Below are 12,419 nucleotides of genomic sequence, written 5' to 3'. Positions count from 1 at the left end.
CTTGTTGCCAAAGAAGAAAGAAAGTGCGGACACGCAACTATACATGCGCATGCGGCTATGAAGAACACCGGGACATTCACGGTGCTCGCAACATCTTGGCAAAAGAACTGTACGGAAAGATGTGTCATATTCCGGAAGAAACAAAGAGAAAGTATCTACGGATTGCGTAAGCAAAAAGTAGTAGACGGTGTGTTCCCACCCTTCTGTGTGTGCAGAAGTTGCTTAGTCAGATAAAGGAAGGAGCCCCTGCATAGGTGCAGAGAGGAGATGGCAAATCCGCTTCTCATGGGACCTTGTCTTTGTTGGTGCTAAGAAACCTCCACTTCAAGGAGCGGATGCGAGTAAGTGGGGGAGGTTCATTTTAAACGATTGAATTTCTTTAGAAGATAATAATCAGATACAGCACCTAACGAATCAATAATTACGTCATATAAACGACCATCCCTTCCAAAGAAAAGCTGCAATATTTCTGAAGAAATTGCAAACATCACAGTGGCTGTGACTGCTATCTTATAATTTCTAGTCAAGTTATAGAGCAATAAATTCATGATGGCAAAACCTACAAAGTGTCCGGGTTTCACCAGGAACCAAAATGGATGAATTCTTGTTAAATCATGAAAATTTAAAAATGATAAAAGGTTTGGAGATGAAATCCATATGAAATTTACAGATTTCAAGGTCAATAAAGATTCTAAGTTATCGGTAAAAATGTCTAAACTTAAAAATAACACCCATAGTATCACAAGCAATAATTGAACTTGTTTTTTACGCTGGTGGTATTGGAGTTTTTTCAGCGAGCTTAATATTCTTTCCACGCTACCTCCCCTTTCAATTTCATAAATTATAATACTTATTTGAAGGAAAGCGCTATACGGCTATCTTACTACTTAATAATAAAAAGAAGAGCGTAAACTCTTCTTTTTAAGCCAATACGTATTTTATCGAACAAATAAACAAGCGATACTAAACAGCACCGCCTTATCCTTCATTTTCTATTTAGATTATAGAAATCCAGTTATTAATCCTAAAAGAAGTAATTTTCATTTTTTTCTTCAATGCCATTAAAGTAATCTGCACTTATAATCATTGGGGTGCAGTCAGTAAAATTTGAAGAATTTAAATCAATCTCAAAAATAAAATCCTTATCTTTAACATAAGGCTTAACCATTCTCCAATTAATTCTGCCTTTACCTAACGGCAACGCATCATGAACTACTCCCATACTATCTACAACGTGAAAGTATCTTGCAAAAGTATGAAATTTCTCTAAGTGTTCTTCCAATCTCCCGTTATCCCCTTTTAACGCTATAAAAGAGTGGCTTATATCAATATTTAAAGGCAAGTTCAATGGTTCCACGATTTCTGAAAGTAGGAATGGATTTTCAGCTGAAAAAATTCCCCTTGTTGTGTCTTCCCAAAGAAAAGATTCATTATAAATACCTAATACTTGTTCAATTCGTTTTCTGATTTCTTTTCTTTTAGTTGGATTGCTATAATCAGTACACTCCGAATCTTTATAATGACAATGAATTACACATTTAATTTCTTCCTGTTTACAAATCTCCGCTAAAACTTTGCAGGACCAGTCATAGTGATGACGCATATCTTGGTTTGAACTTATAATATCCAAGTACTGCCCTTTGTACTTCATTGGATGATGTAGGTACACACGAATACCTTTAGATTTTAATAACTGTATACACTGTACGACCATTTCCGGTTGATATAGACTGTCTTCTGCTAAATGCAATTCAATAATTTCAGGATCGTATTTCATCCTATCTTTAATTTGGTCAGCATTTAGCCCCGTTTTTAAACGAATATAACTCATCTTTTGCTCTCCTTCTTAAATCCTTATAAACATTTTATCACCCCTTTTTTACATTCTTAAAACACATTGAATTAAAATTCCGTTAATTTTCCGAATACCGTTAGTCGAATGAACTCCGTATTTTTGTTCAATTTTCAAATTTCTTTACTGCTTTTTCATGTAACCTCCTCTATTTGAAAACCACTTTTTCATAGAAAAATTCCATGCAGGAACGATAAAGTGAAATCTTTTGATACATTACAAAATCAATTAGAATAATGGATATCAGCTCTACAAACAAAAAGAAAAAGCGAGCCGTTATATCATAGCTTGCTCCTTCAAACATTTATGATAAACCTCTAATATGTCTCTATCATCCATCTCCAAAGTCCATCTGTTTGCTCCCGGAATCCAATCGACAATGACATTCTCCATCCTGATTCTTTCCATATCATCAAGGAAATAGTGCTGCAGTTTTATAAAAGGCATATGTTCCCTCTCCCTTACATTTATAATCTATTTTTATTTTGGTCATAAAGTTGAAGATTGATACATTACCAGCTATGACAGGAGAAGCATAACGGGACGGCGACGTTGATTGAAGGAGAATCTTAATTAAACGTTTGATTACATACCAAAAAGGCAGGTAAATTTCCCCTGCCTTCTTATTCTTATACCTCAATTAATTTTAAGACTGATTCATTTTCCTAAATACTCTTTTTTAGCTAATGCTAACGCTCCACATAACCCGGCATTTTCTCCTAAACCAGGTGATACAATATAACCTTCAATTTGATCTGAGGTAATGCTTTCATGATGCAGATAGCCATTTAGTAATTCTATGACTCTATCACGTATCATAGGAATTAGGTGCTGCTGTTTCATCACGCCCCCGCCGAGGATAACCTTTTTCGGTGAAAGGATCAAGATATAATTTGCGATAGCTTGTGCCAAATAGTAAGCTTCCAGCTCCCATACTTTGGCTTCTTCAGCAAGCTCTATCCCCTTTTTCCCCCATCTTTTTTCAATGGCAGGCCCTGCCGCCATGCCTTCTAAGCAATCTTTGTGATAGGGACAGTTTCCCTCAAACAGGTCTCCTTCATGCCTTCTGATAAAAATGTGACCCATTTCCGGATGCGTTAAACCATGAAGAAGCTCTCCATTTACAACGGCCCCTACCCCAATGCCTGTTCCAACCGTCATATACATACAACTATCTACACTCTTTGCTGCTCCCCACTCTATTTCCCCTAGTGCGGCAGCATTCACATCTGTATCAAAGCCAATAGGTACAGGAAATTCCTTCTGTATTTCCCCTACCAGATTAAAATGACCCCAATGTGGTTTAGGTGTACTTGTTATATAACCGTAGGTGCTGCTGTTTTTATGTAAATCAATAGGGCCAAACGAACCGATTCCCATCGCATCGATGTGTTTTCCCTTGAAGTAATTTATGACCTTCCCCATTGTTTCATCAGGGGTAGTAGTTGGAATCGTAACCTTCTTAAAAATTTCTCCGTGCTCCGAGCCGATCCCGCATACAAATTTTGTGCCTCCTGCTTCTATTGCGCCAAAAATCATATTTCTTCCTCCTTCTTTAAGGATGTGAAACAATTAGCGTTACACTTCCGTGTATTTCAAATTCTCCTATATCACATAGAAGAATCATATGGTTCCCCTTCTGTATAGGGAATGTTCCGCAAGTCGTGCGTATCTCTCCCTCTCCTTCAATCACACTTAAAAGTTGAAACATTTCAAGTGACTGAAATGTGCCATGCTCTTCTACTTTCCATTTATATACAGAAAAATAGTCAGATTGAATGAATGCTGTAATAATAGTACCATTTTCCTTGTTTACTATACATTCATTTGGCTCCTTACATGAGAAATAGTTGCTACCAGATGGAGTGAAGATAACATATAATCATAAAAAACTATCAACGAAGGTTAGAAATTTACATTTTCCCTAATAGAGAATACAAAAACCTCCAGAAGAAAAATTTCATAGAAACCCTCTATTTTTTAAAATTTTTACCATTAAATAAATAATGCTATGATGAAGTCGAATTCTACTATTAGAAGATGAGGTGGAGAGGATGTAGCAAACGGTTCATTTACGACTTGAGTACCCCGAAGGTTTTAATCATCTGTATGAGAAGATAGAGGACATCATTATGCTGAAGTCGAAACCGACAGCAGGGATTGCGGCGTTTTCGTATTGGAATGAGTATGGTTTTTTTGATTGTAGTGCTGTATGCAGCTGATTTGGATGCGATGCGGGATGTGTATCAAGTGACATATGAAATTCAGGCGTTTCAGTTTATGAATAGAAAGCAGATGGATGAGCTTTTGCAGCAAGTGAAAAATGTGCATGCGATAGATTTCTTGATGAGATGGGGGAAGAGCGGCAGGACAGTGACGGTTATGGAGGCATAGAGGTTTTAAACAAACGTTTGATTGGATTAAGAAGTGATGCAGGAAATCATTACACAAGTTCCCCACTTTACTTTTCATAATCCTGATTCAAACAAGTATATAAATTTCATTCCCTAAATGTTCTTAATATGATATTATATTTAGAGTTGCAAGAATATGTATAAAAGATTCAAAAGTAAACATAAGTAATAAAATTCCCTAGTCTTCTACTCTTTATATAGACTAGGGGATTTTATTATAGATATAATCCAATAGGCATTACTATCTCATACATATAAGAGTTTATATAGCGTACAGTTATCATTTCAGATAATTATATATAGGGATGATGGAGGTTTGTATGGAAAAGAAAAGAAAAGTAGGTAGAATTATTGGCTATAGTTTCCTAGCATTACTCATTATTCTTGTAGCTGGTGGTGCATATGCATATAACCGACTACAACCTCAAAATCACTTTAAAACAGTACCTGTGGTAACCGGAGATTCTTCCAATAAAAAATCGAATACTGATAAAAACACACAAGTACAAAACAGTGTCTTTAACGTGTTATTAATCGGTTCAGATGAACGGAAAGGCGAAAACATTGGTCACTCTGATTCTATGATAATTATCCATGTGGATTTAAATAAAAAAGAATATCATGCGATGAGTATCCCTCGTGACACACGTGTACACCTTGACGATTACGGCTATACAAAACTAACAAGTGTACAATATATTAAACAAGCAACAGAAGGCCCTCAAAAAGGTGTAGAAGCTGCGATAAAAGCCATTACCGAATTAACAGGCGTTACGATTAACTACTACGTAGAAACAAACTATCAAGGATTACAAGGCATGGTAGATGCAATCGGCGGCATTGACATGAACGTACCATTTGATGTGAAGTTAACACATCCTTGGTATAAAGAAAATAAAGATAAAGTAGTAAATGCCGGCGTACATGCTGTTGATGGCAAGATGGTAACAGAACTTGTACATGAACGCTATTCTTTGAAAAACGGGGAGTATGATCGTCAAAGATTACAAGAAGAAGCATTAGTCGGTATTGCAAAAAAAACATTGGATCCTTCCAACGTAACAAAGCTGCCTAATTTCACAAAACAAGTACCAAACTTCTTAATCGCATCCAATATGAATACATCGGATATGCTTAGCTTAGGATTAGCTGTAAAAGACTTTAATCCAACAAAGCAGCTGCAGTATCATCAAGTCCCAGGCGAGTGGAAAACGATGTATGATGATATTTTGAAAAATAACAACGACCAGTTGGTAGTTGATAAAGGGCAAATTGATCAATTGGTTTCTCAGTATTTTAAAAACTAATTGGTATAAGCAACACAAAAAAGGCGGGCATCCATATGGATACCCGCCTTCGTTATTGTACTAAAGATATCTTAATGCAAAACCTCTTCTTTATAACCGTTCGGATGAGAAGTATGCCATTTCCATGCTGTTTCAATCATCTCTTCTAAAGAATATTGTGCTTTCCAGCCAAGTTCCTTATAAATCTTCTGGGAAGAAGCAACAAGCATAGTACTATCTTAGCACTCAAATCGCATAAGACCATTATTATAGCTGTTCTCATCCTACTCCTTCTTTCTCCTTAAAATATTAAATCATTACTTCATTATAAAAATAGGGACTACCATTAAAAATTTGATTGCAGTATCATGAATTCTTTAAAGTGATAAAACCAATGTAATTTCTTGAATATTTTAGAGAGTATATTACATTTTAATTGTAAATAAATTGTTTGAGAGCTTTTAAAAGTTCTCAAACGATTTATTTATATAAAACCTTGGTATTATTATAAAAGAACAAGAAAAATCTACTATATTGACTTACCCTTGCCCAATAGTTAATATATATTCCCTTCAAACATGCTGTTGGTATGGAGTTCTTTTTATTATTTTATTAAATGAATCAGAATGTGGACATATAAAGGAGACTTATAGAATGAAATATTGGTTTGCTGCTTTTATACTTCTCGTACTAGTAATTGTATCTATTAAACTTTTTACAGGGGAGGTAAATACAGCGAAATTTAACAAAACATATGAAGCTGAAGACGGAATATTAAATGGGGTTAAGGTTAGTCAAAACATTACCGGTTATTCAGGAAATGGCTACGTTACTGATTTTAACAAAAAAAATGACTCTGTTACATTTAAGATTCACGTACCTTCCAAAGGATTATACATCTTACACATCGGTTACCAAATCCCTACAGGTTCGGGAAAGAAGTACACAAAGTTGATTTTAAATGATGCTTCTCCAAAGAAAATACTTTTACCAGAATCAAATGAATTTACAGAAATACCCGGTGAAAGGGTTCTATTAGATCAAGGAGAAAATACAATCAAGTTTGCTTCTGACTGGGGCTACTACAATCTGGATTATATTAAAGTTCAATCTGCTTCCGCACTTACCGCTCATAATGTGAGTAAAAAACTTGTTAATCCGAATGCTACTAAAGAAACAAAAGCTCTGATGAGTTTTCTTGTAGATAATTATGGGAAACGTATCCTCTCTGGACAACAAGACATATCAGAAGTAAAGTGGCTCAATAAGAACATTGGTAAAAAACCTGCAATTGTAGGGTTTGACTTTATGGATTATTCTCCTTCTAGGGTGACATACGGCATAAAGTCCAATCAAACAGAGCAGGCAATTCAGTGGGATAAAGAAGGTGGGATTGTTACATTTTCTTGGCACTGGAATGCACCGAAAGATCTTATCGATACACCGGAGAAAAAGTGGAGAGGGTTCTATAAAGATGGCACAACTTTTGATATAGGATATGCAATGAATCATCCGGAATCAGAAGATTATCAATTAATTTTACGTGACATCGATACAATTGCATTACAGTTGAAGAAACTCCAAAAGGCCAAAGTGCCCGTTATCTTCCGTCCTTTACATGAAGCTGAAGGTAGTTGGTTCTGGTGGGGGGCTAAAGGTCCTGAACCTGCTAAACAGCTTTATCGCTTAATGTATGATCGCCTTACTAACTATCATAAAATTAACAATCTCATTTGGGTTTGGAATTCTGTTTCAAAAGACTGGTATCCGGGAGATGAATATGTGGATATTGTTAGTTACGATTCTTATCCAGCACCAGGTGACTATAGTTCAGTAAGTAGTCCATATGATCGTTTAGTTTCCCTTGTAAATAATCAAAAAATTGTTGCTTTGTCGGAGAATGGACCAATTCCTAGTCCGGATTTATTGAAAGAATATCAAATTCATTGGAGTTGGTTCCTTACTTGGGAGAGTAAATTTCTAAGAGGTGGAAAAATAAATAGTCTAGAGCATTTAAATAAAGTCTATCATAATCCTTATGTCATCACACTGGATGAACTTCCAAATTTAAAAACTTATGGGAAAGCAAATAACTCCACACGATTTAGTGAATTTTGGAATGCGCTAAAACGAGTCTTAATATTTACATCTTCAGGTTCAGTTCTTGACATATAACTTCTTTTTAGAAGTTATATGAGATACCATTTTTTTCTGTTCAATAGTTATTAGTCTTGGCTGACTTTCAACAGAGCGATCTATTTCTTCTGCAACTACTCCTGTAGGAATGATACAAACTTTACGAGGAAATGTTACTGTCCTATTTTCTGAGTTAGATTATCAAGTAGATGTCAATGGTCGTAATTTTAATGGCTTGAGGGCATCCTAATGGATGCCCTCCTTCCCTTATCATACTATTAATATTTAATACCCCTTCAACTTAAAACTCCTTTTTTATAACCGTTTGGATGAGAAATATGCCATTTCCAAGCTGTTTCAATCATTTCTTCTAAGGAATATTGTGCTTTCCAACCAAGCTCTGCATAAATTTTTTGCGAAGAAGCGACAAGCATAGCTGGATCGCCAGTACGACGCTCTGTATGTACAATACTCGCTTTCTTGCCTGTCACTTTCTCACACATTTCAATGACCTCTTTCACAGAAAAGCCTTTTCCATTTCCAAGATTGTACGTCTCACTTTTCTTTGTACCATTCTGTAAGCTTTGTAGTGCCAGAATGTGAGCTTGTGCCAAATCTGTAATATGGATATAGTCACGGATGCATGTACCGTCATGTGTATCATAGTCTGTACCGAATACAGAAATCGTTTCTCTCTTGCCCAATAAGTGTTGTAAGACAAGAGGAATTAAATGTGTTTCTGGTGCATGATCTTCCCCAATTGCTCCAGAAATGTGTGCGCCAGCAGCGTTAAAATAGCGGAGAACAACATACCTTAATCCATATGCATCTTGAAAATCTTTTAAGATATGCTCAATCATTAACTTAGAACGACCATAAGGATTAATTGGATTTGTAGGAGTAGACTCTACAATCATATCTGTCTCTGGAATACCGTATGTCGCAGCAGTAGAAGAGAAAATAAACTTATCTACTTTATATTCCATCATCTTCTCAAGCAATGTAAGTGTAGCAGCTACATTATTCTTATAGTACTTTAATGGATTTGTGACAGACTCTCCTACAAGGCTACTCGCAGCAAAGTGCATCACTGCTTGAATGGGGTGCATACCAAATAAGCGGTCTAAGTCAGCTGGATTGCTTAAATCTCCTTGAACAAAGACCGCTCTATTATCAATGCTTTCTTGATGACCTGTGGACAGATTATCTAATACTACGACTTGATGACCTTGATCTAATAATTCTTTTACGGTGTGACTACCAATATAGCCAGCACCTCCTGCTACTAGGATCATATTATTTTCTCCTCTCTTATTTACGGATGTGAAACAATTAAGGTAACGTTACCTCTAATAATAAAATCCTCTAAGGTATTAGGCAGAATGAAGTGATCTCCTTTTCTCAAAGGAAATTCACCTTCTACAGTTACAATTATACCTTCTCCTTCTATGACACTGGCAAGCTGGAAGCATTTATCTTGTTGGAAGGATGCTTCTTGTCCTATTTCCCACTTGTAAACAGAGAAATATTGCTCTTTAACGAATGTAGTGATCTTTGCTCCATTTTTCTCTTTTTCCTGAATGCTTAATGAAAAATCTTTGTGAGGAATAGAAGATACAGCTAACGCTTTATCTAGGTGAAGTTCACGTTTATTCCCGTTGCCATCAACTCGGTCATAATCATATACACGATATGTAGTATCTGAGCTTTGTTGTGTCTCTAACACAAGCGTTCCTTCACATAAAGCATGAATCGTACCGCTTGGGACATAAAAAAAGTCACCTGGCTTAATGGGAACATGTCGCAATAATTCATTCCATTTCCCTAGCTGTATCATTTCTACAAACTCTTCTTTCGTTTGTGCATGATGACCATATATTATTTCTGCACCTTCCTTGCAGTCAATTATGTACCAGCACTCAGTTTTACCAAACTCACCGTTTTCATTTACATTTGCAAACTCATTATTAGGATGAACTTGTATAGATAAATCTTGATTCGCGTCTAAAATCTTTGTAAGAAGTGGAAATTTCTCACCTGAAATATCTCCAAATAAAACTCGATTTTCATTCCATAGCTTCTCTAATGTAAATCCTTTATATTTCCCATCTCTTACAACACTTTGCCCATTAGTATGTGCAGAAATTCCCCAACACTCACCTACTAAGTCTGAAGACAATTCATAGCTAAACTCTCTTAACTTTTTTCCACCCCATATACGCTCCTGCAGGGCTGCCTGTAGGAATAACGGTGATTGCACGTTCTCTCTAACCTTCTTTCTCATTTCAATTAATAATAATTCGCTCTACTTCGTTCTTTAGTAATGAAGATTGCATTTTATTTATACAATTTTCTATTTCACTTGAATTATAGGTATTACACAGCAAGCCGCCAGAAAAACTTCCCGGCGGCTTAATATTACATACTTAATGCATAGCAATGTTCTTCAACTTCATCCCAAGTCATATATACTCGTACAATATCTTCTTCAATAAGCACTGTTCCACTTTGCACTTCAATAAATTCTAAATCCGAGACTGCTTTTAACGCATGATGGTCTCCAACGCCAATTTGCAACACATCACCCGGGCGAACAACTCGTAACTGACCGTTTAAGGCAAATACGCCTTCACCTTTTACAACTGTCCAAACTTCGCTTCGTTGATTGTGGAATTGATAACTTAAATTCCTACCAGCTTTAATTCTGATACGTTTTGTAAGCACCTCATTCCCATCTTCAAACTTTGTATGATCAAGCACCCGATACCAACCCCAACGACGCTCTTCGTACATTGGGCGGTTGTCGAAGTCCCCAATTAACTCCTTAATACGTGGACTCGCGTCTTTATCAGCAATTAAAATTCCATCCGGGCTTACAGCGACTACAGTATTTGATACACCTAAAACAGTAACAGGAATGTCTAATTCATTGATTAAGTGTACGTTTTCACAATCATTACTAATAACACCTTTACCAATTTGATCCGTATCCATTTCTTCTGTTAATGTATTCCATGTACCAAGGTCTTTCCAATAACCATTGTATGGTAGAACTACAATTTCTTCAGTTTTTTCTACTACTTCGTAGTCAAAACTTATTTTCGGAAGCTTATCATAATGTTTTAGTAATTCATCGTAATTAGTAGGGAAACCTTTTTGTTCTAGGATATTAATAATGTATCCTAATCTAAAAGCAAATACGCCACAATTCCAAAGTGCCCCCTCCGTAATTAGCTCCTTCGCTTTATCTTCTGTTGGCTTTTCTGTAAAACAACTTACTTTACGGTATTGATTATCACTAACCTCTCCTACCGGAACAATATAACCATATTTTGAAGAAGCATATGTTGGTTGAACACCAATTAAAGCTATATCTGCCACACTGTCATTGACGACAGCTTCCAATTCTTTTACGGATTCGAAAAACCTATCCTGTACATATGGATCAACTGGTAATACTGCTACTACTTCATTTAAGGCAGCTTCTTTCACAGAAAGTAAATATACCGCAGCAAGGGCAATAGCCGGAAATGTATCACGACGGCATGGTTCTACAATTAAGCTAGCTTCACTATTTAGTTGACTTTGAATCATATCTACTTGTGATTTACTAGTAGCAATAACAGCGGAGTCAGCTAAACCGACATTACCTAATTGCCCCCACACACGTTGGACCATTGATTGGAGCTTTCCATTACTATTCTCTAATACTTTTAAAAATTGTTTTGAGCGGGCATCATTAGATAGTGGCCAAAGACGTTTACCAGAACCACCAGATAATAAAATTAAATGCAAATCGTTACACCCCAGTTTCTTTTGAGATTTTTTTAATAAGTCAGCAGAAAGTTCCAAATTACTTTCGTAAAAGTTTTCCGCTAGTATTTCCTAATATATAATTTTTCTTATCCTCAAAACTCATTCCTCGCGTGTTTTGTAAAAAAGGACTTATTTTTTTTTCATAATCTTCAGTTGAACAGATTATTTTTGCTGGGTTTCCAGCAACTATCACATTTCCATGTTTAAAGCTTTTTGTAACCACACTACCAGCACCTACAATTACATTATCCCCCAAAGTAACTCCAGGAAGAATTATTGAACCATGACCAATAAAACAATTATTACCAACAACTATTTCTCCAAATACATCCGTTGAATCTTCTCTAATTTTAGTAACTGAGTTATCATGTGTTATAAATGTAACATTAGTTGAAATGGTTATATTATTACCAAATTTCAAAAGGTATGGTTCAGATGTTATTAAGGGAGAGAAAAACCTTACATTATTCCCAATCTCCACTCCTAAAGATTTATAATATAGGAGGTCTAATTTCATAAGTTTTTCTGTATCGCCTAGAATTTTCAAAAGCTTTTTTTTAATTAAATAAACAATAGTATTCATGTAACATGATTTCTCCTCAGAAAATTTATTTAGCTCCTGATTATTTTCTTTGTTCTCTTTTTAGCTAATTCAAAGTAATTAAAACACATTCTTGATCCGTAAACTAACCATTAATATGGTAAAGTAGACGCGGACAACTGAATTCCTTAATATCTTCCATACTAACAACCTACAAACTTTACGAAGAACAAACCTACTCTTTGATAAATTCTTTTTAGTTGAATCCACATTATATTTATATAATCACTAAATGTTATTAAAAATCTATATAATACATTTCAATATAAAGTTTGATAAAGAACATTTTAATATCCCTTTTAATAATTTTTTGA

14 protein-coding genes are annotated in these 12,419 nt (G+C 35.5%); 4 read left to right on the top strand and 10 right to left on the bottom strand.

Going from position 1 to position 12,419, the window contains the following annotated elements; all coding sequences use genetic code 11:
• The coding region (locus H540_RS33415) for a zinc ribbon domain-containing protein (protein WP_211241909.1) at positions 1-170 on the top strand (170 nt) is incomplete at its 5' end.
• A gap of 186 nt (positions 171-356) precedes the next feature.
• On the opposite strand, the gene H540_RS0119240 is transcribed toward H540_RS33415, so the two are convergent.
• The 5 genes from H540_RS0119240 to H540_RS35630 all read right to left on the bottom strand — a co-directional run bounded on the left by H540_RS0119240 (position 357) and on the right by H540_RS35630 (position 3,632).
• Positions 357-815, bottom strand: a complete 459-nt coding sequence (locus tag H540_RS0119240) for a VanZ family protein (protein ID WP_051317199.1) — start codon at positions 813-815, stop codon at positions 357-359.
• A gap of 209 nt (positions 816-1,024) precedes the next feature.
• A complete protein-coding gene (locus H540_RS0119235; protein ID WP_028402015.1) occupies positions 1,025-1,831 on the bottom strand; it encodes a TIM barrel protein in 807 nt (268 codons plus the stop codon).
• A 297-nt stretch (positions 1,832-2,128) separates the two neighbouring features.
• On the bottom strand, positions 2,129-2,299 hold the full coding sequence (locus tag H540_RS33410) for a hypothetical protein (protein WP_155891080.1): 171 nt from the start codon (positions 2,297-2,299) through the stop codon (positions 2,129-2,131).
• 210 nt (positions 2,300-2,509) lie between these two features.
• Positions 2,510-3,391, bottom strand: a complete 882-nt coding sequence (locus tag H540_RS0119220) for an ROK family protein (RefSeq protein WP_028402014.1) — start codon at positions 3,389-3,391, stop codon at positions 2,510-2,512.
• Between the two features lie 16 nt (positions 3,392-3,407).
• A complete protein-coding gene (locus tag H540_RS35630; protein ID WP_425388145.1) occupies positions 3,408-3,632 on the bottom strand; it encodes a hypothetical protein in 225 nt (74 codons plus the stop codon).
• Between the two features lie 416 nt (positions 3,633-4,048).
• Here H540_RS35630 and H540_RS0119215 point away from each other — a divergent pair, with 416 nt between their 5' ends.
• Positions 4,049-4,246, top strand: coding sequence for a hypothetical protein (locus H540_RS0119215; protein ID WP_155891079.1), 198 nt, complete (start codon positions 4,049-4,051; stop codon positions 4,244-4,246).
• 340 nt (positions 4,247-4,586) lie between these two features.
• Positions 4,587-5,573 (top strand): LCP family protein, encoded by a 987-nt coding sequence (locus H540_RS0119210; RefSeq protein ID WP_028402012.1) that lies wholly within the window; start codon positions 4,587-4,589, stop codon positions 5,571-5,573.
• A 71-nt stretch (positions 5,574-5,644) separates the two neighbouring features.
• On the opposite strand, the gene H540_RS33405 is transcribed toward H540_RS0119210, so the two are convergent.
• A complete protein-coding gene (locus H540_RS33405; RefSeq protein ID WP_245592297.1) occupies positions 5,645-5,782 on the bottom strand; it encodes a hypothetical protein in 138 nt (45 codons plus the stop codon).
• 424 nt (positions 5,783-6,206) lie between these two features.
• Here H540_RS33405 and H540_RS30300 point away from each other — a divergent pair, with 424 nt between their 5' ends.
• Entirely contained in the window at positions 6,207-7,727 is a 1,521-nt protein-coding gene (locus H540_RS30300) for a glycosyl hydrolase (RefSeq protein ID WP_051317198.1), read from the top strand.
• A gap of 257 nt (positions 7,728-7,984) precedes the next feature.
• Here H540_RS30300 and galE read toward each other — a convergent pair whose 3' ends face one another.
• From galE to H540_RS0119180, 4 genes are all read right to left on the bottom strand, one after another.
• Entirely contained in the window at positions 7,985-8,983 is a 999-nt protein-coding gene (galE, locus tag H540_RS30295; protein ID WP_034671470.1) for a UDP-glucose 4-epimerase GalE, read from the bottom strand.
• A 20-nt stretch (positions 8,984-9,003) separates the two neighbouring features.
• Entirely contained in the window at positions 9,004-9,972 is a 969-nt protein-coding gene (manA, locus tag H540_RS0119190; protein ID WP_034671467.1) for a mannose-6-phosphate isomerase, class I, read from the bottom strand.
• 134 nt (positions 9,973-10,106) lie between these two features.
• Positions 10,107-11,483, bottom strand: a complete 1,377-nt coding sequence (locus H540_RS0119185; protein ID WP_028402010.1) for a sugar phosphate nucleotidyltransferase — start codon at positions 11,481-11,483, stop codon at positions 10,107-10,109.
• A gap of 58 nt (positions 11,484-11,541) precedes the next feature.
• Positions 11,542-12,087, bottom strand: coding sequence for an acyltransferase (locus tag H540_RS0119180; protein WP_028402009.1), 546 nt, complete (start codon positions 12,085-12,087; stop codon positions 11,542-11,544).
• Positions 12,088-12,419: the final 332 nt, after the last annotated feature.

Origin of the sequence: Ectobacillus panaciterrae DSM 19096, assembly GCF_000430785.1 — a bacterium.
Taxonomy (GTDB): domain Bacteria; phylum Bacillota; class Bacilli; order Bacillales; family Bacillaceae_G; genus Ectobacillus; species Ectobacillus panaciterrae.
The sequence above is the reverse complement of the archived record's forward strand: the minus strand, read 5'-3'. Positions and strand labels throughout refer to the sequence as shown.